Origin of the sequence: Konateibacter massiliensis (assembly GCF_900184995.1) — a bacterium.
Classification (GTDB): domain Bacteria; phylum Bacillota; class Clostridia; order Lachnospirales; family Lachnospiraceae; genus Lachnotalea; species Lachnotalea massiliensis.
In genome coordinates this window covers 2,232,961-2,254,443 of sequence record NZ_LT860099.1, presented here as the reverse complement: position 1 = coordinate 2,254,443, position 21,483 = coordinate 2,232,961, and the positions used below count along the sequence as shown (strand labels likewise).

The window sequence follows — 21,483 nt, the reverse complement described above, 5'->3', positions numbered from 1 at the left end:
TTTTTCTGCCAATGTTTTTTATATTATAGAAAAGTTCTCCAAATTTCCTATGATATAAAAACTATTTATGCGCACCTCGCGGAATGAAAACGGTTGTCTCGCAACCCTATCGGGCGCGAAGTGTGAGCAACGCTCACACTTTCTTGTGTTAGTAGGATATGATGTCAAAAGGTAAAAAGTATACTTTGCACCTATTCCAGTTTCCCCACAACCCTTCCAAACACATGTAAAACGGCTTCTTTCGGAATTGTAATCGGGGCGTAATCCAGATTGAGAGAGATTAGTCTGGTACCTGCTGTGGTAAGCGAGAGCTTCTTACAGTAGGCATTGTTGTCATAACTGAAAATACCAATCTCACCGTCACTCAACACATCTTGCTGGTGTACCCAGACAATCTGACCGTCAGAGTACTCAGGCTCCATACTGTTACCGGAAATCCGCAGGGCAAAGTCGACATTATCAGGTATGGTATCTTCCACATCTAACAATTCATAGTTACCGGAATCCAAAAACTGTCCGGTACCTGCTGAAACCGGAATATCAAACAGCTTAATCTGCCTCGTGAAAGGTATTACCTTGGCAGGTTTTTTGTCATATTTTCCACTCAATAAAAGAAGCTCAATATATTCGTCAACCTTCTCTTGTCCGGCTCGACTCAGCCTTGAAAGCGGATTTTTATTTATTTCAAACACTTCGAGCACATCTCTGATATCCAATATACTGCAAAGCCCCAAAAACTGGTAAGCATTCGGCACAGAATAATCGGTTTCCCATTTGCTGATTTTTTGTGAGCTGGCCGAAAGACCGAGAGTCGATAACCGCTCTGCCAGTTCATACTGTGAAAGTCCTTTTTCCATGCGGAACTGAGATAGTTTTTTGCCTATGTTTTTCATAATGCTCCTTTCGCTAAACAATTGCTTCTTCCAATAAAAGTATAAAAAGTGTCTTGGGTGCATTTCATACTGTAATCTTATTTTACACTATTTATATAGATATTTCAAGAAAAACATATCATTAAATGATAAAAATTTAGCTTTACATATCATGAAATGAGTATTATAATATTAAATAAATCAAAAGATGAGAGAAAAGAAGGAAGGTGAAACGAATCATTGCTGATTTTTAATGATTTTAATAGACATAAAGTAAGCTTGAACGAGGGTGCTATATCATTTTCGGGATATGAGGACACCAGGCTGTCCATCATGCTTGTCAATGGAACGGGTCTTCCTGAATACGGAATCACATTTGGGAATTATGTGATTTGTGATGCAAATGTTGTGCCGAAGGCTGGGGATATCATTGTAGCACCACAGAAGGAAGCTCCCTACAGTCGGTTAGTCGTGATGCAGACAGGCGATGAGGACTATTTGTCAAAGGTGATTATGACCGGGAGGCTGCTGGATTAGGAGGGGAAACAGATGGAAATAAAAGATTATGTAATAAATACTGCTGATGAAGATGATTTGATCATGGCGGTAGTTGAAAAATATACGACAAATCCGGCTGAGATATCGGATATTGAGTTTCAGAAAGCGAAGCGTCTTTTAAACAGCTTCCAACATGTTTTGTGGACCATTGACAGTAACATTAAGGAACTTGATGAAGAGTGCAAGGCGGTTATGAACGAGGAACTGGCATATGCGGTTGAGATTCTTGACAAATTTGATTACCGAATGGATGCCGGAAAGCTGGAAGGGAGACTTGCGGCAAATCAAGAGACCAGATTGATGGCAAAGCTCATTGTGACGGCTATATTAAAGGTAAAGGAATACCCGTTGTTGGGGGAGAATTATTTTAAAGTATTGCAAAAAACCTATTTATCGAAGGACAAGCATAGGGAGACTGATATTTTGTACGAGCTTGCCATTTCAAGAAGTACCTATTATAAGTATAAAAAAGATGCGGTCAAGGTATTCGGCTACTGCCTGTGGCAGATTATCATCCCCAATATGAAGAAGGCAAAGAGCACGGAAAACGGACAGCTATTGTGTGTGGCCGGATATGTGGGATAGGGATGACTTGGTTACTATTTAGTCTTCTATGATTATCTTGTACTTTTGGCGGACTTTTTTCGGACTGTCTGCCGACCAAATTGATACAAAATACGTACCCCCTGCGTACTGCTTTCAAACATTTACAGTGCTATACTCTGTACAATGGAGACAGTGCGGCATAAAACTGAATAAAGAAAAAGAGGAAATCCTCGAACCAGAAATATTGGTTCGGGGATTTTTTTGTATGGAAGAAAACTATTCTGAATTTTCTATCATACAAAACCCTCTGGGCAATGCTCACACTTTTTTGTACCTGCTGTCTCCTAAAACAAAAATCAGGAGGATACAGGTATGAATTATGATGTAAGAGAGAGCGGAAAGAGAATGAAGGAATTAAGAAAAAGCAAGGGGTATACCCAGGAAAGCTTTGCTCAGGAAATTGGGATATCCCACCGGACTTACTCAGGTATTGAGATAGGAAGACATAGTACAAGCATAGAAACTTTTGTGGAAATGGCAAAAGCACTTGATACGACTCTAGATTATCTGATAGCCGGAAAAATGGCAGAACCGACGGAGGAAATCGGTGCATTGTTAACCGGATTGCCAAAAGAAAAGAGAGAATTGGCACTTCGGATGATGAAGAGCATCGCAGAAACCATATAAGTACGCAGATGATACGTCCCAAATACGTAAGGGAGCACATAAAAAGAGAAAATAAAATGGGCTACAATAAGTTCAAGGTAGACGACAAGCCATCAGGGAAACACGGTGAAGCTCGAAAGCCTGCTTGTACCTTGAAAACTGAATAAGACACTGGAAAGGAGGATTTTGATTGTGCTCAATAAGACGATTGAGGGAATTTCGAAAGCACTTTTAGGTGCTTTTGGAGAAGAGTACACAGTATACACAAATGAGGAGGAAGATAAAACGCTCCCTTGCCTCATGGTTGTACCACTTACCTCTTCGCAGGAACAAAAGTCGGACAGCCGCTATGAACGGCTCCAGTCCTTTGAGATACGCTATTTTCCAAAAGAGGCGAATGATACAAGAGAATGCATGGAAGCGGCAGAAAAGCTGTATGATGCACTGGAGTATATAGCGGTAGGTGATAATCTCATCAGAGGATCGGGAATGAACACGGAGCTGGAAGACAAGGTTTTACATTTTAAAGTAGATTTTAATATGCTCTTATTCAAGCAGACGGAGCGGATAAATATGGATAACATGCAGTCTGCCGTAGGAGTGAAGGAGGATGATTAATTTGGCTGCAAAAAAGACAGCAAAAACATTTACAAAAGAACAGGTTTTAAATTCAAAGAAGTACATACATCGAAAAGACTTGATAAACATACTTCTTTCGGATGCAGAAACTTGTACATTAACAGAGGTTGACAAACGAATAGAACAATTTTTGAAAGGTAAGGTGAAATAATGTTAGGTGGAGGAAATTTTACAACACAAAACAAAGTGCTTCCGGGCGCTTATATTAATTTTGTCAGCATTGCAAAAGCAAGTGCTGCTTTATCGGAGCGTGGTATTTGCGCAATTCCGATGGAATTAAACTGGGGAACAGACGGTGAGGTATTTACGGTTGAAAGCAGTGATTTTGAAAAGGACTCACTTAAAATATTCGGCTACAGCTATGATGCTGAGGAACTGTTAAATATCAGAGAGGTATTTAAGCATGCAAAGACATTGCATATTTACCGCTTAAATAGCGGCGAAAAGGCAGAAAACGAATATGCCAAGGCATTATACAGTGGTATAAGAGGAAACGCCATTAAGCTTGTTATTCAGGAGAATGCGGACAATGAAGAAATGTTTGATGTTATAACTTATCTGGATAGCCAGAAGGTGGATACACAGACAGTTGCCGGTGCAGCAGAGCTTGTTGCAAACGGCTATGTGGAATTTAAACCAGAGGCAATGCTTATTGCTACATCCGGCGTTTCGTTAGTAGGAGGAACCAATCTGGAGACACTGACCGGTACACAATACCAGACAGCTCTTGATAAGCTTGAGGGGTATTCCTTCCATACATTGGGCTGTGTAGCTCAAGAAGAGCAGATTAAAGCTTTATTTGCTGCATATACGAAGAGAATGCGTGATGAAGCAGGAGTTAAATTTCAGACCGTGATTTATAATTACGCTGCTGATTATGAGGGTGTAATCAATGTAAAAAACAAGGTAAAAGAAAAAGGAAAGCCAGAAAATGCGATTGTTTACTGGGTTGCAGGAGCAGAGGCAGGCTGCGCGATCAACAAGTCAAATACAAACCTCACCTATGACGGAGAGTACAGTATTGATGTGGATTATAAGCAGTCAGAGCTTACATCCGCCATTTTGGCAGGAGAATTTGTTTTTCATAAAGTGGGTTCAGAAGCACGTGTTTTAGCGGATATCAATTCCTTTACATCCACATCCTCAGACAAAAATTCAGATTTTAGCCTGAATCAGGTTATCCGTATACTTGACCAGATTGGTAATGACATTGCGGTGCTCTTTAACTCAAAGTACTTAGGAAAAATCCAAAACAATGAGGCGGGAAGAGTAAGCTTCTGGAATGACATGGTAACTTACAACAAAGAATTAGAAACATTGCATGCAATTGAAAACTTTGCGAGTGCCGATGTGACCGTGGAAGAAGGAAACGACAAACGTTCTGTTACAGTTACAAACCAGATACAGCCTGTTTGTGCAATGGAAAAGCTTTACATGGTTGTAATGGCGGAATAAGAAGGGAGAAAAATTATGTTAAAAATGAATTTACAGCATTTTGCAGAAACAACAATGATTGCGAGAGACGCCGTGAGCGCAAAGCTAGGCTCTTGCTATATTACAATCGGTGACAACCGCTATCTGCTCATGCAGTTAAAAAATATTGAAGTAAAATATGAAAAGTCCAAAAGCGAGGTAGCAATACTTGGCAGAACAACAAACGGTAATAAGGCAAATGGCGGTAAGATTACCGGCTCTGCTACTATTTACCATAATACGGATATTTTTACAGAGATGATTTACAAATATCAGGAGACCGGAGAGGACTTGTACTTTGACATGGTTCTTACAAATGACGATCCAACCAGCGCCGCAGGAAGCAGAAGTGTTACAATCAATGGCTGTAATATTGACGGAACCACAATTGCAAGTGTTGATGCCGAAGGTGAGTGGCTGGAGCAGAGCATTGACTTTACAGCAGAACGATTTGACATTGCAAAGGCATTTACTATTTTAAGCGGAATGAAGTAGGAGGAAAAAGATGAGTGATTTTAATGCGTTTTTAAAACAAAATAAGGTAGAAAGAAAAAATGTAAAAATTGCCGCAAGTGAAAACTTTAAAGATGCTTCAGGAGAAGTTTTAGTGTGGGAAATTCGTGCCTTAAAGACAAAAGAAGCTGATTATATCAGAAATGAATGTACGTCGATCAATCAGAAGGGAAAAAAGATTGATGTAGACAATGCGAAGTTCAACCGCATGGTTGCTGCAAAGTGTACTGTTTCTCCCAACCTGAATGATAAGGAGCTTCAGGATAGCTATGGAGTAATGAGTGCTGAGGAGCTGATTACGGAAATGTTAGACAGTGATGGAGAATATCAGGCGTACTGTCAGAGAATTCTTGAAATCAGCGGTTACAGCAAATCCGATCGAGAGCTGGTAGAAGAAGCAAAAAACTAATCAACGAAGGTGATAGTGAGGCAAATTACGCTTACTATTGCCTTCACAAACTAAAAATACTGCCCTCGCAGTTTGCCGAAATGGACCGATATGAAAAAGCTTTTCTTATCGCCTCCATTGACATCAAAATTGAGTCAGAGAAAAAAGAGCAGGCAAAGCTTAAGCGAGGAGGAAAGAGATAAGAAAAAACAAATTTAAGTTAAAAGAAACTTACAGAAAGGAGGGTGAAAAATGGCGGGACAAAGTACAGCATTAGGGGTAAGTGCCGGAGCAATATCTGCGTTTCAAGCTATGGCGGGCGCAATTGAGGTTTGCAAAAATAATTACACTGAATTGCAAATAGCAACGCAGGATGGAACCAATATTTCTATTATTAAAAGCTCGGAGGTTTCCTTAAAAGCAGCTGCGCTGGCTGCCCAAGGCGCTTCTGCCGAATTTCTTGAAATGGGAGCCAGCCAACAGGTACTTAAGGACAGTGCAGAAAAGAGCAATTCGGCTTTAGGTGGATTGGTGAAGAAATTTGCAACACTTGATAATCTGAAAGCAGTTATGGATTTATCGGATACGATGGTGAATAACACGGCACGGCTTGATTTTATGAATGATGGGTTACAGACAACCGAAGAGCTGAACAATATGATATTTGAATCAGCAAAGAGGTCCAGAACATCGTACCTTGAAACAGCGAATACGGTTGCGGAGTTAGGAGCAAGAGCAAAGGGTGCATTTTCGGGTAATCAGGAAATGGTGGCATTCAGTGAAATGCTCAGTAAAATGTACACAGTTGCAGGAGCTGGACAGCAGGAAGCAGGTGCTGCAACAGCACAGTTGACAGATGCACTCAGTTCAGGTGTTGTTAGTGGAGCACAGTTTGAGGAGATATTTGCAACGGCTCCAAACATTATGCAGGCGGTGGCAGACTATATGAACGTCCCAATCGACCAACTGCAAAATATGGCAGACGAAGGTGCGCTCACAGGAGAGGCTGTAAAAGAAGCACTGTTATCGACGGCGAATGTGGAGAGTGTAAATGAAACGTTTTCTGCGATGCCAATGACGTGGGCACAGGTTGTTACTCAGATAAAAGATGAGGCACTTAGTGCATTTCAACCGATACTTGAAAAAGTAAATGAGATTGCCAATAGCGAACAGTTTCAGTCGATGCTGACCTATCTGACAAATGGTCTTGACATTTTGGCTGCGGTGGCAGTTGAGGCATTTGATTTGATTGGCGGTGTAGCAACCTTGGTTTATGATAACTGGTATTGGCTGGGACCGCTTGTTTATGGTGTGGTGGCGGCTTTGGGAGTATATTATGCCGCAACGTCTGGAGTAAAAGCTGTGACAATGGCAGTGAGTGCTGCGACGAAAGCGTGGGGCGTAGCGCAAGGTGTTTTGAGTACTATAATGGCAATGAATCCAATTGTTTTAATTATATTCGCGATTATAGCATTGATAGCGGTTGTATACGCCGTAGTCGGTGTAATCAATCATTTTGCAGGTACAACTTTAAGTGCAGCCGGAATTATTATGGGAGCATTTGCAGCAGTGGGAGCTTTCATATTCAATGCAGTAATCGGAGTATTAAATGCAGTAATTCAATATATATGGACAAGTGCCGAACCAATTATAGGTATTATCGAATGGATTTTAAATGCTGCAAACGGAGGCTTTAACAGCTTTGGCGGCGCGGTTGCGAACCTGATTGGACAGATTATTTCATGGTTTTTATCCTTGGGAAAAGTAGTGACTAAAATCATTGATGCCATATTTGGCACAAACTGGACAGAAGGGCTAAATGCATTACAGGATAAGGTGCTTGGATGGGGCAAGAACGATACTGCAATAACAATTAACAGGGATGCCCCTACAATCGATACGCGTATCGACTATGGAGACGCGTATAACACCGGCTATAAGTTTGGAGAAGGAATTGACAATAAGATTTCCGGTTTCTTTTCAAAGGATACTGATGAGACGGATATATTTTCAAACAATAGTTATGACACTTACACAGGCAACTCAAATGCAATGGATGCACTGCAAAACATTGATAACAATACTGCAAGCGGCGCGGAAAGCACGGATAGAATAGCAGACGCGATGGAAATCACCGAGGAGGATTTAAAATATTTAAGGGACATAGCGGAAAGAGAAATTATTGACAGAACGGTGTTTAAATCTCTGAATGTAGATTTAGGCGGTGTGGCAAATACGGTCAACAACATGTCCGATTTAGACGGAATAGCGGAGTATCTCGGTGATGTAATCAGCCAGACGGCATCCGCTTCAATGGAAGGAGTGTAGGCGATGTATCGAATGTATTTCAGAAAGCTCAGGATACCTGTGTTTCCTGAGAAAATCACAATGAAAATCAATGGACAAAATAAAACAGTAAATTTAATGAATGACGGAGAGGTTAATGTCATCAAGCCTACGGGGCTGACTGACATTGAGTTTGATCTATTATTTCCAAATCACAAATATCCTTTTGCGACGTATGGCAATGGTGATTATAGGCGGGCGTGGTACTATTTAGAAAAAATGGAGCAGCTTAAGCAGTTAAAAAAACCATTTAACTGGATTGTGTATCGAACTCTCCCGGATGGGACAAGGCTTTATTCAACGAGCATGAAGGTTACCTTGGAGGACTATACCATCAAGGAGGATGCAAAGGAAGGTTTTGACGTGGTAGTATCGGTCAAGCTAAAGCAGTATGTGAGTTACGGAAGAAAAAAAGTAAACCTTATTACGAACTCTGACGGTACAGTATCGATAAAGACTCAAAGTGCAAGAGATTCAATTTCTTCATTTAGGCTTAAAGTTCCGACCACCCATAAGGTAGGTCCTGATGATACGATATGGAGCCTCTCAAAATATTATTACGGAAACGCCATGAATTACAGACCAATTTGGCTTGCAAACAGGGATAAACTAAAGTTAAAATCGCCGGAGGAAATACCGGTAGGCTCTGTCCTTACGATACCGAGGATATAGGGGGTGAGCAACGTGAAAGTACAAATATTGACTTATACGCAGGATGCGATATACGAACCTTGTGTGGAGGAAGGTATTGAGTTGACGAGTGAAAGAAAAGGCACGCCCGCAAAGCTTGTATTTAAGGTATTAAAAGATAGGAACTATCCGATGTATGAGGGACAGGCAGTTACCCTGAAAGTTGATGAAAAAGGTGTTTTTTATGGATATATTTTTACAAAAAGCAGAGATAAAGAGCAGAGAATTACTTATACCTGCTATGACCAACTCCGCTATTTTAAAAACAAAGACACCTATGTGTATACGGGGCTGACTGCAGGGCAGTTTATACAGCTGCTATGCGAGGACTTTAGACTAAATGCTGGAGATATTGCAGATACAGGCTATGTGATCCAGCAGCGGATTGAATACAATAAAACCCTGTTTGATATGGTTCAAAATGCATTGGACACAACGATGATGAATACCAATGAGCTGTACTGTCTCTATGATAAATACGGTGCCATCACCCTATCGAGTATAGCGGATATGAAGGTGCCGATTGTGATAGACAGCGAGACAGGTCAAAACTTTGACTATCAAAGCAGTATAGACGGAGAGACTTACAACAAAATAAAGCTTATTTATGATAATAAGAATACGGGAAAGCGGGACGTCTACATCGCGCAGGATGGCAACAACATGAACCAATGGGGAATTTTACAGTATTTTGATACCCTTCAGGAGGGTGAAAATGGGGATGAGAAGGTAAGCAAACTGTTGTCTTACTATAATCAGAAAAGCAGAAACCTGAGCATAAAAGACGCATGGGGAGATATTCGAATACGAGCCGGAGCATCTCCCATCATCTCCCTTAAGCTGGGGGACATCACCGTAAACAATTTTATGCTCTGCGAGAAAGTTACTCACAGATTTAGCAACAATATGCACACGATGGACTTGACATTAATAGGAGGTGAATTTATAGCGTAATGGCAAATTTAAATGAACAGATAAAACGGGTTGCGCTCGAAGCAGTGAACCAGAGCGAGCCGTCCACCTTTGTATTTGGGACAGTGGTAAGCGCAAGCCCTCTTAAAATTCAAGTGGAACAAAAAATGCTGCTGACAAAGGAATTTCTCGTGCTGACCCAGAACGTTTTAAATTATGAAACCGAAGCAGAGATTGACTGGGAAACAGAGCCTGAGACATGTACGCTTGCACACGCTCACAAGCTGAAAGGCAAGAAGAAAATAAAAATATTAAATGCACTGAAACTAAACGATAAGGTTATTTTGATTAAGCAGCAGGGTGGCCAAAAGTATTTAGTGCTGGACAAAGTGATGGGATAAGGCGGTGATAGAATGATTCCGGTTACAAATTTAGATGATGATCTTTTACAGGATTTGGAGGAGACGAGCGAATCCTCCTACACTTACCGGCTAAACCAGGAGATGAACCGTATCAATGATAATTGCGATGGACTGGAAGCCGTAAAACAAGCTATTTATAAGATATTAAACACAGAGCGCTACGAATATACTATCTATTCCGAAGATTATGGAATTGAGCTGGAGGAACTGATAGGTGAGCCTACCTCTTATGTCATTCCGGAGTTGGAGAGAAGGATTAAGGAAGCAATTTTGCAAGATGACAGAGTTACAGATGTATATGATTTTGAATTTGATACGCCAAAGAAAAACACTGTTGTGGTTAACTTTAACGTTGAGACAGAGTTTGGAACAACTGATATGGAAATGGAGGTGGAATACTGATGTTTGAAGAAAAAACCTATGAGGCATTGCTTGAGGAAAAGCTTAGCAATGTTGAGAAAAAATATGACAAAAGAGAAGGCTCAATTATTTATGATGCACTCGCCCCCAACAGCGCGGAAATGGCTATGATGTATATTCAGCTTGAATGGATGTTCCAGCAAATGTTTGGGGACACTGCCGACCGCGAGTACCTGATAAAAATAGCGAAGGACACAAGAGGCCTGGAGCCTTTCCCAGCCACCAATGCAGTATTAAAGGGAAATTTTAATTGTGCTGTTCCTATCGGCTCACGATTTAGTCTGGAAAAATTAAATTATGTAGTTACAGAGGTTATGGACAATACCGAGCACACTTATATGCTGAAATGTGAGACGCCAGGTATCGAGGGAAATAAGCATTTTGGCACAATGATACCGATACAGTATATTTCAGGGCTTACAACATGTGAGCTTTCGGATATATTGATACCCGGCGAGGATGAGGAGGAGACAGAAACCTTCCGCAAACGCTGGCGTGCTTCGTTTGATGCAACTGCATTCGGGGGAAATCGGGCAGATTATACCGAAAAAATAAAAGCAATTCCCGGAGTGGGCGGCTGCAAGTGTTACCGGGCTACAAATGAGGCAGGAGAACTGGTAGGTGGGCACGTCAAATGTGTCATTATTGCCTCGGATTATACCGTACCTTCCTTAGAACTAATTGAAAAGGTGCAGGGAGAAATTGACCCGACGCAGGATATGGAAGGATATGGACTCGCGCCTGTCGGGCATGTGGCACATATACAGGCGGTATCAGGTGAGATTATTAACATAGACTGCACAATCATATATGAAGATGGTTACAGTTTTGAAGATATCAAGTCTCAAATAGAGGCAGCGGTAGACAATTACTTTTTTACTCTTTTGCAGGCGTGGGAAGGAAGTCCAAGCCTTGTTGTTAGCATTAGGCGAATAGAGGCTGCAATATTGGATGTGAACGGTGTGCAAGATATCGCGGATACGAAGTTGAACGGGGCGGCAGGCAGTGTCACACTTGGAGTTGATACTATTCCGGTAAGGGGGGAGATAATTGGATAGAAAGCTAATAAAATATCTCCCACCGTTTATGCAGGAATACGGTGAGATAGAACAGATTATGAATGCTGAGCAGATACAGGCAGAAAAGCTGTGGGATGCAATAAAAGGTTTGCTAAAAGAGGCGTTTGTAAGTGATGAGACAGAGAGAGGAGCACTGCGGTGGGAGAACATATTGGGGATTACACCTCCTGACACCGACACTCTGCAGCTGCGCAATTTTCGAATTCACAGCAGGCTGGTGGAAGATTTGCCGTATACATACCGGACACTGAATAATCAGCTAAAGGCGCTTTGTGGTGCGGATGGCTACGAAATCGTGCTGGATGGAGATACCTTTACCATTTCTGTCAAGGTTGCCCTGGCAACCAAAAAGTTAGAAAATGAGGTGGAAAAGTTGTGTGAGAGGGTAGTGCCGCTTAACTTATTTTTAGATGTTTCACTTATGTACAATACACATAGGATGCTGAAGCCGTATACGCATGAATACCTGCACGGTCTGATGCAAAAGTATTTGAGAGACGAACCATTCGAATAGGAGGAAAAAGCATGGAAATAACAGAACATGGGCTGAAAAAGCCCGCAAACGATGATTTTTACAATATTGAGGATTTTAATGAAAACGCTCAGGTTTTGGAGGAGCATTTAAGTGACTCAGATATACATGTCAATGCAAAAGAAATAGCGGAGATAGAAGAGTCAGAAGTCTTGACCCAAATTGGAGTAACAGATACAAATGGTACTTTATGGGGAAAGGTAAAGAAGTTAATAACGGATTTTTTGGCTCATAAACAATTGGCTGCGTCTTCAAACGAGGCAGGTCACGTGAAATTAAGTGATATTTATAAAACAAAGGAGGCAAGCGGAGCGGCAGTAAATGGGATGGGAGCGAGTCAGAATGCGCTTTATGGGGCTTATAATGAGTTAAACACGAATTTAGCTGGAAAGGCTCCAACCAATCATGCAAGTACAGCCACAACATATGGAATTGGAACAGCGACAAATTATGGTCATGTTAAACTAAGCGATAGTTATACGGCAAGTGGTGGAGCGGCGGCTGCAGGAGTAGGAGCTAGCTCATTAGCCCTTTACAACGCATATACAACGCTAAATAATAATAAATCTTCAATTAGCCATACCCACGCAGGAATATGGCAGTCCAACTATCATGTTGGGCTCTCGGCAGATGGTCTGAATTTTAGAATGTACATTAATGGCGGTGACGGCTCATCGGCGGCTGATAATACAATCAACCTTGGCTCAGGCAGTTATAGATGGAAGCAAGTATATGCTGGAACTGGAACAATAAGCACTTCAGACAGGAACTATAAGGATAATATTAATGAATTAACAGAAAAGCACATGAAACTATTTATGATGCTGAAACCTGTCTCATTTACATTTCGAGATGGCGATTCAGGTAGAGTACACATAGGTTTTATTGCACAGGATGTTGAAGAAGCAATGCAATCACTCGGTATGACAGCAAAAGAATTTGCTGGTTTCTGCAAAGATGTAAAAGTCATTTCCGGCGTCGATAATGAAGGAAATATTGTAGAAATTCCTGTACTTGACAATGAAGGAAATCCGGAATACATTTACTCTTTGCGCTATGATGAATTTATTGCCCTTACAGTCCATGTTTTACAAAAAATTGTAGCACGTATTGAAAACATATAAAAGAATATCAATATTGAAATGCCACAGGCTTCTAGTTGCGTTATTTAAATACATAACTTGTATATTGCTGGTAGAGACAACCACAAAATAAAAGAGTATGTGAACAATCCTGCCAACAGGGCACAGATTTTATATAATTTAAAAGGTCAGTACTCTTTCGGCAGTGTTGTTATTTTATACACCGTCAGTAATGGCTAGAAAGGAGCAAAATGTACATCGACACAAACACAATCATTTCAATAGCCTCACTGAGTGGGGCTATTGTAGCAATATTCGGGCTGATTTTTACAGTATATAAATGGTTTTTGAAGCAAGAGCAGCAGGATAAGGATATTGCAAACATAAAGGAGGAGCAGACACTCATTTGTTATGGCATGCTTGCGTGTCTGGAGGGGCTGAAGCAGCTAAACTGCAACGGACCTGTGACGGATGCGAGAGACAGGCTGGAAAAGCATCTCAATGAATCTGCTCACAAATAAGAAGGAGGAAAAGGATGATAGATTTAACATTTTTAACCCAATACATTGATATGGTGACGCTGGGCTTATGCCTCTGTCTGGGCTATGCGATAAAAACAGCAAAGCTGTTTGAAAAGTTTGGAAACCAGTACATTCCGCTGACGATGCTGATTATTGGTGTTATTATTGCATTAATAGGAAATATTGGAAAAATAGATGCAACTATTGTTTTAGGGGGCATGGTAAGCGGACTGGCTTCGACAGGGCTGTATGAGCTTTTGCGAAATTTATTGGACAAAGGTGGCAAAACAGATACAGCGGAGGAATAAGCCTATTTTGCAAAAGAGGAGGGAAGATTTATGGCTAGGAAAATAAATGAAGCAGGAATTGAATTGATCAAAAGATTTGAGGGGTGCCGCCTAGCGGCATATAAGCTTGCAGGCGAGACATACTACACGATTGGTTATGGGCATTCTTATGACAAATCGATAACAGCCGATACGATTTGGACGCAGGAACAGGCAGAAAAAGTTTTACGGCAAGATTTGGAAAAGTTCGAGGAATACACCGAGAATACGGTGAAAAATATTATTCCTACGGATAACCAATTTGCAGCGCTTGTGAGCTACTGCTATAATAGAGGACTCGGAAAAACAGATTGCAGCAATGGTTTAAGGCAGTTGGCGGCAAACAGCAATTCCGCGCAGGAATATGCCGATAATTTTCTAATATACTGGGGAACCGCTGTGACCTATAAAAAAGGTTTGCTGGAAAGAAGGAAGGCGGAGCGAGAATTATTCTTGAGCGGTGTCATAAATACAGAAGCATCGCTGCCAAGCAATGCAGGGCTATCCGAGCAAGAAGTTTCAAAAAATATTTTGATTGTTCAAAAGTGGCTTAATCAGGAATATAAAAGCTATATTCAAAAATGTAAGAAAACCGATTGTATGCTGTTAAGGGAAGACGGAAAAATGGGAAATAAGACCAAAGGGGCAATAACGATTGCTCTGCAAGTGTTTTTAAATACCTTAGGAGCTGATTTAGAGATTGACGGCGAATATGGAACCAAAACGAATGCGGCAGTGAGAGAACATATTGCAGTAAAAGAAGAAACTCATAATGTAAGCGCCAAAATTGTACAGGCTATCTTGTACTGCTATCAATATAATCCACAGACATTCCGTGAAGAGTTTAATTCAGAATGTGTAACAGCTTTAAAACTATGTCAGGAAGATAATCATCTAAACGTAGACGGTGTAGCAGGAGTAATATTCTTCTCAACCTTTCTAAAGGAAAAATTATGAGACTGGAGAAATCCAGTCTCATGTCATTAAATTTTATGTTCTATTACAAAGGTAAAATATCCTTTTGAAATTCATGATTTACGATTTGTGCCATTGCGTTATAAATCGCTGATGCACCACAGAAAATTCCAACATAACCAGCTATGGTATGAATGGTTTCAGATTCTGTAAAGTTTGCAAGGGAGAGTAGTAAAAATAAAATGGTGAGAGAACCAAATACTACCTGAGTTGCACGATTATGCTTCAGTGTTCCAACAAACATAAAGCCTGTAAATATACACCAAAGTCCTAAATAATATCCCATGCTGACAGGATCGGAAGCCTCTATACCTGAAAATGGTTTTATCCAGACTAGGATTAAAGACCACCAGAAGAAGCCGTAGGCTGTAAATGCAGTTGCTCCAAAGGTATTATTTTTCTTAAATTCCATGATACCGGCAATAATCTGAGCCGCTCCGCCTAATGCAAATCCCATTGCAACAATAACGATGGAAAGAGGAATAATTCCTGCATTATGTAAGTTTAGTAAGCAGGTGGTCATACCAAATCCTAAAAGACCAAGAGGTGCTGGATTGGCAATGTTTGATTGTGTTGTTTGCGTTGACATAGTTGACAAAAGTCCTTTCTTTTCTTGTATAATATGAATTACTCGACATATCGTATCATTTTTTTCGCTGGAATACAATGAAAATTTTATATTGTTTTAGTCTATGACTAAAAATGGCGGATTTGCAAACAAAACTTAACAAGAAGGTGAAAAACAAAATCTCATACTGAAATTATAATACGGCACAGAGGCAAAAGCTTCTGTGCCTTTTTGCTAAAAAGAAATCTTAATTTTTGTCTATTTCGCAAATAGTAAAAGGAAATAACAAATGATAAAATAAATAAAACTAAAAAACTAAAAACAGTACCATAGTTTTCTGAACGAAATTTAGAAAAGAAACACAGGCTGATTAAGCACAGGAGAATGATTATGGAAGTAAGAGAAAGAATTTTAGAGGCAACGCTGGAAGTATTCAGTAAAAAGGGAATGAAGTTTACGATGGATGACATCGCGAACTGCGCCAATATGAGTAAAAGGACAATTTATGAGGTGTTCGAGGATAAAGAGACACTGTTTTATGAGATGGTGGATTACGGCTTTGACAATATAAAGGAAAGCGAACAAAAGGTATTGGAAGACGATTCACTTGACACATTGGGGAAAATCCGGGCAATTTTGGGAGTACTGCCGGAAAGCTACAAGGATATTGATTTTACACAGCTCTACATTCTGAAAAATAAATACCCGAAAATTTATCAAAAGGTCGAGGAACGGCTGGAAAGCGGTTGGGAGACTACAATTGCCCTGCTAAACCAGGGAATGGAAGAGGGCGTAATCCGAACGATTCGGATTCCGATTTTCAAGACAATATTTGAGGCGTCCATTGAGCAATTTTTTCAGAGGGATGTCTTGGTGCATAATCAGATATCCTACAATGCCGCACTGAAAGAGGTGGTCGATATTCTGGTGGACGGATTGGTGCTTAGAAAATAGAAGAAAGGCAGAGAAGCATGAGCGATAAATCAAAAGTGGTATTTGGAAACAAGATGAGCAATCAGGTATACAAAAGGGCAGTAAAGTCAAAAAAGAAATATATCAGAAAATTTGGTGATGATTCGGCGGAAAGCTACCCGGTGAGCCTTGAAAAGAATTCCTGCCTTGGTAATAGGCTGGGAGTTTCACAAATCTTTCTGAGAGAGGGTGCAAATACACCGTTTGATCTGCAAAATGGAATCATTGTGGGAAATATTCGTATGGGTTTTGGACATTACCGTATTTCAATGGCGATGGCATCGGCGGCAAACTTTTTAGGTTACACCCCTTATTGGCTTGACTTAAACTCCTATCCGCAGACAACCTGCACCAAGGTAATTCAGGCACAAAATGAGCTCTATTCTCTGGGTTCCAGACTGTCAAAAAACCCCGTTTTTAACAAGCTCGTATGGGAGCCGATGAATTATGAAGGCTTTCGCGCCCTCTCCTACAATGCAGTCGATCAAAAGAATGCAGAGCTGATGGCTCCTATATACCGGAATATCCCAAAGGAACTACCGGTTATTGCAACCCATGTATGGCCGGCACAGGCGGCTCTTCATGCAGGAATGAAGTATGTGGTCAATGCAATTCCGGACAACTGGCCTATGGCGCTTCATCTGTCGGAGGGAAGCGTACATACAATTCAATGCCACAATGCTTATGTCGGATACAGAACGCTGAACGGAATGGATAAGAAAAAAGTCTGCAATCCGATGCCAGAGAAAGAGCTTGTCTACACCGGACACTATGTAGACCACGAGCTGGTAAGCAACATTGAGGCGGATTGTCAGGCGAGAATAAAACGTAAGCAAGATAAAAAGCCGATGCGCTTTTTGCTCACAATCGGAGGAGCGGGGGCACAAAAAGAAATATTTTCGGCGATTATACGATATCTCTTGCCCGCAATTCAGAGCAAGGAAGCAGCACTCTATATCAATGTGGGCGATTACAAAAATGTTTGGGATTCCTTGAAGGCTGAAATTCCGCAGTTAAGTAAAATAGCGGTGGAGCATTTTGATAATTGGGATAATACAGTGAAATTTTCGGAGGAAGCTTTAACCGGAGAGGTGGAAGGAATATATAGCTTTTATCATGAAAATATCTTTGAGGCGGTTTATTGCACGAACCTTCTTATGCGAAGCGCGGACGTGCTTGTGACAAAGCCTAGTGAGCTTTCCTTTTACCCGATACCAAAGCTCTTTATCAAGCGGGTAGGAAAGCACGAGATGTGGGGAGCAATCCACTCGGCAGAAATTGGAGACGGCACTCTGGAATGTCGTGATATTCCGCATACCTTACAGATGCTTCAAATGTTTCTTAAGAGTGATTCTATGCTTCAAGATATGTGTCAAAATATTATGAACAACAGACAAATCGGAATTTACGACGGTGCCTACAAAGCCGTGGAACTTGCAATGGAGTTGAAGAAAAATGATTGAAAACAGAGAAAACCTATATGTATTGTCAACGGTAAATACCACCTATGCGTTTCAGGTGATGGAGAGCGGGCAGCTTGAGCATTTATATTACGGAAGAAAAATAAGATTGGAGGCAGCAGATTTTATTACAGAAAAATATGCCTTCTGCCCCGGAAATACAATTGCGTACAGTGAGGAGCACAAAAATTTTTCGCTGGAGGACTGCTGTCTTGAAATGTCCTCCTATGGCAAAGGTGATATCCGCGAGCCGTTTATCGAGGTAGTTCACGCGGACGGAGGCAGTACAAGTGATTTTGTGTTTGACTGTGCTGTGATTTCCAAGGGAAAAGAGGCATACCGCACCCTTCCCGGCTCCTATGGGACGGAGGAAGAGGTAGAACACCTAACTGTTATCTTGAAGGATAAGCAGTATTATTTGACATTAGAGCTTCACTATTATGTCTACGAAAAAGAGGATGTAATCACGAGAAGCAGCCGTCTGATCAACGAAAGTAATGAGGAAATACGGCTTGCGAGGCTTATGAGTACACAGGTCGATTTTGATCGGGCAGGCTATGTTTTTACAACCTTCAACGGAGCATGGGCGAGGGAGATGCAGCGGCACGATACTGTCGTGAACACAGGAAAAACAGTAAATTCCTCCTACACAGGCTCCTCCTCCAGCCGCGCCAATCCATTCGTGATGGTGAGCAGAGAAAATACGACAGAGGAAACGGGTGACTGCTATGGCTTTAATCTAATTTACAGCGGCAATCACTATGAGGCAGTCGAGGTATCGGGTTTTGAAAAAACAAGAATTGTGACCGGAATCAATCCGCAGTCCTTTTCCTTCTTACTTACTCCGGGGGAAGACTTTGAGGCGCCGGAGGCGGTCATGACATATTCACATGAAGGCTTTTCGGGAGCCAGCCTGCATATGCAGCGCTTTGTAAGAGAGCATATCGTGCGGGGAGAGTGGAAAAATAAGGTACGCCCGGTTCTGCTAAACAGTTGGGAGGCATCCTATTTTGACATCAATGAAAGAAAGCTGTTAAATCTCGCCAAGGCAGGAAAAGAGGTAGGGATTGAGCTGTTTGTGATGGATGACGGCTGGTTTGGAACAAGAAATGATGATACCCAGTCTCTGGGAGACTGGTATGTCAACGAGAAAAAGCTCCCGAACGGACTGACGGGGCTGGCAGAGAAAATCAATCGCCTCGGGCTTGATTTTGGAATATGGGTGGAGCCTGAGATGGTAAGTTTAAACAGTGAATGCTACCGCAATCATCCGGAGTGGGTGATGGAAATTCCGGATAAGCCGCACGCAGAGGGAAGAAACCAGCGTATATTAGACCTTGCCAATCCAGAGGTTCAAGACTATATCATCGAGCAGATGACAAAGGTATTTTCAAGTGCGGATATCTCTTATGTAAAATGGGATATGAACCGGATATTCTCCGATTATTATTCGCAGTACCTTCCGAAAGAAAGGCAGCAGGAGACGGCACACCGCTATATGCTGGGATTTTATCGTGTAATGCAGGCATTGAACGAAAGGTTTCCAAGTATTTTATTTGAGGGCTGTGCTGCGGGCGGAAACCGCTTTGATTTAGGAATGCTCTGCTATTTTCCACAGATATGGGCGAGTGATAACACGGATGCAAATTGCCGTGTAGAGACGCAGACTGGATATAGCTACGGTTATCCGATGTCCACGGTAGGAGCGCACGTATCTGCCTGCCCGAATCATCAGACGCTTCGCATAACTCCGCTGGAAACGCGATTTCATGTGGCGTCCTTCGGTGTGCTTGGCTATGAGTGTAACTTCTGCGACATGGGCAAGGAGGAACTGGCGGAAATTGCAGCACAGATTGAACTGTATAAGCAGTGGAGAGAAGTGTTGCAGTTTGGAGACTTTTACCGGGGCAGAAGCGGCAATATTCACGAATGGACGTGCGTGAGTGCAGATCAGACAAAGGCGGTCGGCATGCTGATGCAGACTCTTGTCACACCAAACTGGAGATATGAGACTTATACTGCGAAGGGGCTTTCTGCTGAAAAGAAATACCATTTTTACAGCAAAATAAAAAAATATAATATTAAGGAGTTTGGTGATTTGATTAACACGGTATCACCGATACATATCAAGCAAAATTCAATCGCGCAAAATGTAATTGCTAAGTTTGTTAAGATGGACAGTGAGGTGGAAGACACCTATGTGTACGGCGATGCCCTTATGTATAGCGGGGTTAAACTCAAGCAGGCATTTGCGGGAACAGGCTATAACAGAGAGGTAAGATATTTTCAGGATTTTGCCTCAAGGCTGTATTTTATGGAGGTGGGCGAACATGAATAAAAAACTGGTGCCATATTTAATCGGAATACCAAACTTAAGCGTAGGACTCTTGTGGGCGATGAACATGTCTCTCATTCCGATGCTGGTCGGAACGGTGACGACGAGCAATGCAAAGCTTGGATTGCTTACCGGAATGGGAGCGTTTACGGGGATTTTTGTCCAGTATCTTGCAGGTATTATAAGTGATCGCAGTAATTTTAAAATGGGAAAAAGAAAGCCCTTTGTATTTCTCGGAGCATTTTTTGCCTCTATTTTTATTGCAGTGCTGCCGTTTTCAAAGACCTATGCGGCGATGCTTTTGATTTCCTTCCTATTTTATTTTTTCCTGAACTTTTTTCAGGGACCGTATTACACGCTGATTCCGGAAGTGGTGGAGGAAGGTCAGCTTGGTCTTGCAAACGGCTTTTCGAAGATAGTCAGTGTGCTTGGAAGCGGTGTGATACTGTTAGTCGGGCCGACACTTTGGGATATCAATCCTGTCTATCCGTTTTTGCTCGCTTGTGCACTTGGAATTATCTCGGTGCTCATTGGCGGACTTACGGTAAAAGAAAACCCGGAGTGTTATTCCAAGCCGAATAAAATCAGTCTGGATTTTGTGAAATATCCGTCTGTTCTGAAGCTTTTTATAGCGGTATTCTTTGTCTTTTTAAGCTATGGATGTATCACGCCTTACTTTGTCAAATATTGTGTGACACAATTGAATTTTACGGCGAATACGGCAAGTACGGGCTTGTTTCTCTTGACGATTGTAAGTGCCCTGTTTGCGGTTCCGGCAGGTATGCTGTCTGACCGGATAAGCAGAAGAGTTGTATTTTTGGCGGGAACCGTAATTTTTGCAGTGGGAATGTTTGTCGCTGTCTTTGTCAAAACAGTCGGTATGATGTATCTGGCACTTGGAATTGTGGGAATCGGTTTTATCTGTATACAGGTTACCATCTATGCAATTATCGCAAATATTGCGCCTCCCGAGCGTTTGGGTGAATTTATGGGAATTATGAACCTATTTATCTCTCTGAGTCAGTGGATTGCAACAAGTGTGATGGGATATATTTTGGATAGTGTAGGCTTTTCGTATTATTTTCCGATAGCGGCGGTTTTGATGTGTGCCTCAACCGTGATTATTGTCGGCAGTAAATATGAGAAGAAAACAGTCGAAGAAGTAAATGCGTGAAAGGAGAGGATAAG

At 41.5% G+C, this 21,483-nt stretch carries 25 protein-coding genes; 23 read left to right on the top strand and 2 right to left on the bottom strand.

What is annotated here, in order from left to right:
• Positions 1-191: 191 nt before the first annotated feature.
• Complete coding sequence (locus CTY48_RS16070) at positions 192-893, bottom strand: XRE family transcriptional regulator (RefSeq protein WP_099469466.1); 702 nt, start codon at positions 891-893, stop codon at positions 192-194.
• A 219-nt stretch (positions 894-1,112) separates the two neighbouring features.
• Between CTY48_RS16070 and CTY48_RS16065 the strand changes: the two genes are divergently transcribed.
• From CTY48_RS16065 to CTY48_RS15965, 19 genes are all read left to right on the top strand, one after another.
• Positions 1,113-1,409 (top strand): hypothetical protein, encoded by a 297-nt coding sequence (locus CTY48_RS16065; protein WP_099469465.1) that lies wholly within the window; start codon positions 1,113-1,115, stop codon positions 1,407-1,409.
• A 12-nt stretch (positions 1,410-1,421) separates the two neighbouring features.
• Positions 1,422-2,015, top strand: coding sequence for a DUF1492 domain-containing protein (locus CTY48_RS16060; protein ID WP_099469464.1), 594 nt, complete (start codon positions 1,422-1,424; stop codon positions 2,013-2,015).
• A gap of 333 nt (positions 2,016-2,348) precedes the next feature.
• Positions 2,349-2,663, top strand: a complete 315-nt coding sequence (locus CTY48_RS16050) for a helix-turn-helix domain-containing protein (RefSeq protein WP_099469462.1) — start codon at positions 2,349-2,351, stop codon at positions 2,661-2,663.
• A 171-nt stretch (positions 2,664-2,834) separates the two neighbouring features.
• Positions 2,835-3,260 (top strand): phage tail terminator family protein, encoded by a 426-nt coding sequence (locus CTY48_RS16045; protein WP_099469461.1) that lies wholly within the window; start codon positions 2,835-2,837, stop codon positions 3,258-3,260.
• A 1-nt stretch (position 3,261) separates the two neighbouring features.
• Complete coding sequence (locus tag CTY48_RS16040; RefSeq protein ID WP_331463194.1) at positions 3,262-3,432, top strand: hypothetical protein; 171 nt, start codon at positions 3,262-3,264, stop codon at positions 3,430-3,432.
• Positions 3,432-4,736 carry a phage tail sheath family protein gene (locus CTY48_RS16035; protein WP_331463193.1) on the top strand — a complete coding sequence of 435 codons (1,305 nt, stop codon included), beginning with the start codon at positions 3,432-3,434 and terminating at the stop codon, positions 4,734-4,736. The genes CTY48_RS16040 and CTY48_RS16035 overlap by 1 nt, the downstream gene beginning before the upstream one ends.
• 15 nt (positions 4,737-4,751) lie before the next feature.
• Positions 4,752-5,249, top strand: a complete 498-nt coding sequence (locus CTY48_RS16030) for a phage tail tube protein (RefSeq protein WP_236354990.1) — start codon at positions 4,752-4,754, stop codon at positions 5,247-5,249.
• Positions 5,250-5,259: 10 nt separating this feature from the next.
• Positions 5,260-5,676 carry a phage tail assembly chaperone gene (locus CTY48_RS16025; protein ID WP_099469458.1) on the top strand — a complete coding sequence of 139 codons (417 nt, stop codon included), beginning with the start codon at positions 5,260-5,262 and terminating at the stop codon, positions 5,674-5,676.
• 231 nt (positions 5,677-5,907) lie between these two features.
• Entirely contained in the window at positions 5,908-7,983 is a 2,076-nt protein-coding gene (locus CTY48_RS16015; protein WP_099469456.1) for a tape measure protein, read from the top strand.
• A 3-nt stretch (positions 7,984-7,986) separates the two neighbouring features.
• On the top strand, positions 7,987-8,673 hold the full coding sequence (locus tag CTY48_RS16010; protein ID WP_099469455.1) for a LysM peptidoglycan-binding domain-containing protein: 687 nt from the start codon (positions 7,987-7,989) through the stop codon (positions 8,671-8,673).
• A 12-nt stretch (positions 8,674-8,685) separates the two neighbouring features.
• Entirely contained in the window at positions 8,686-9,645 is a 960-nt protein-coding gene (locus CTY48_RS16005) for an XkdQ/YqbQ family protein (protein ID WP_099469454.1), read from the top strand.
• The gene (locus tag CTY48_RS16000; protein WP_099469453.1) at positions 9,645-10,004 is read left to right on the top strand and encodes a DUF2577 domain-containing protein; all 360 of its coding nucleotides are present in this window, start codon (positions 9,645-9,647) and stop codon (positions 10,002-10,004) included. The genes CTY48_RS16005 and CTY48_RS16000 overlap by 1 nt, the downstream gene beginning before the upstream one ends.
• Positions 10,005-10,016: 12 nt before the next feature.
• The gene (locus CTY48_RS15995; RefSeq protein ID WP_099469452.1) at positions 10,017-10,427 is read left to right on the top strand and encodes a DUF2634 domain-containing protein; all 411 of its coding nucleotides are present in this window, start codon (positions 10,017-10,019) and stop codon (positions 10,425-10,427) included.
• The gene (locus CTY48_RS15990; protein ID WP_099469451.1) at positions 10,427-11,503 is read left to right on the top strand and encodes a baseplate J/gp47 family protein; all 1,077 of its coding nucleotides are present in this window, start codon (positions 10,427-10,429) and stop codon (positions 11,501-11,503) included. Before CTY48_RS15995 ends, CTY48_RS15990 begins: the two co-directional genes overlap by 1 nt.
• Positions 11,496-12,038 carry a putative phage tail protein gene (locus CTY48_RS15985; RefSeq protein WP_099469450.1) on the top strand — a complete coding sequence of 181 codons (543 nt, stop codon included), beginning with the start codon at positions 11,496-11,498 and terminating at the stop codon, positions 12,036-12,038. Before CTY48_RS15990 ends, CTY48_RS15985 begins: the two co-directional genes overlap by 8 nt.
• A gap of 11 nt (positions 12,039-12,049) precedes the next feature.
• Positions 12,050-13,180, top strand: a complete 1,131-nt coding sequence (locus tag CTY48_RS15980; protein WP_099469449.1) for a tail fiber domain-containing protein — start codon at positions 12,050-12,052, stop codon at positions 13,178-13,180.
• A 209-nt stretch (positions 13,181-13,389) separates the two neighbouring features.
• Positions 13,390-13,659, top strand: coding sequence for a branched-chain amino acid ABC transporter permease (locus tag CTY48_RS15975; RefSeq protein WP_099469448.1), 270 nt, complete (start codon positions 13,390-13,392; stop codon positions 13,657-13,659).
• Positions 13,660-13,673: 14 nt separating this feature from the next.
• Positions 13,674-13,967 (top strand): phage holin family protein, encoded by a 294-nt coding sequence (locus tag CTY48_RS15970; RefSeq protein ID WP_236354988.1) that lies wholly within the window; start codon positions 13,674-13,676, stop codon positions 13,965-13,967.
• Between the two features lie 30 nt (positions 13,968-13,997).
• Complete coding sequence (locus tag CTY48_RS15965) at positions 13,998-14,942, top strand: glycoside hydrolase family protein (protein ID WP_099469447.1); 945 nt, start codon at positions 13,998-14,000, stop codon at positions 14,940-14,942.
• Between the two features lie 43 nt (positions 14,943-14,985).
• On the opposite strand, the gene CTY48_RS15960 is transcribed toward CTY48_RS15965, so the two are convergent.
• A complete protein-coding gene (locus tag CTY48_RS15960) occupies positions 14,986-15,549 on the bottom strand; it encodes an acetate uptake transporter (protein WP_099469446.1) in 564 nt (187 codons plus the stop codon).
• 369 nt (positions 15,550-15,918) lie between these two features.
• On the opposite strand from CTY48_RS15960, the gene CTY48_RS15955 reads away from it, so the two are divergent.
• The 4 genes from CTY48_RS15955 to CTY48_RS15940 are packed head-to-tail and all read left to right on the top strand — an operon-like array spanning position 15,919 to position 21,469.
• A complete protein-coding gene (locus CTY48_RS15955) occupies positions 15,919-16,482 on the top strand; it encodes a TetR/AcrR family transcriptional regulator (RefSeq protein ID WP_099469445.1) in 564 nt (187 codons plus the stop codon).
• A 17-nt stretch (positions 16,483-16,499) separates the two neighbouring features.
• On the top strand, positions 16,500-17,963 hold the full coding sequence (locus tag CTY48_RS15950) for a DUF6937 domain-containing protein (protein ID WP_099469444.1): 1,464 nt from the start codon (positions 16,500-16,502) through the stop codon (positions 17,961-17,963).
• Positions 17,956-20,298 (top strand): alpha-galactosidase, encoded by a 2,343-nt coding sequence (locus CTY48_RS15945; protein ID WP_099469443.1) that lies wholly within the window; start codon positions 17,956-17,958, stop codon positions 20,296-20,298. The genes CTY48_RS15950 and CTY48_RS15945 overlap by 8 nt, the downstream gene beginning before the upstream one ends.
• Complete coding sequence (locus CTY48_RS15940) at positions 20,291-21,469, top strand: MFS transporter (RefSeq protein ID WP_099469442.1); 1,179 nt, start codon at positions 20,291-20,293, stop codon at positions 21,467-21,469. The genes CTY48_RS15945 and CTY48_RS15940 overlap by 8 nt, the downstream gene beginning before the upstream one ends.
• The last annotated feature ends 14 nt before the right edge of the window (positions 21,470-21,483 follow it).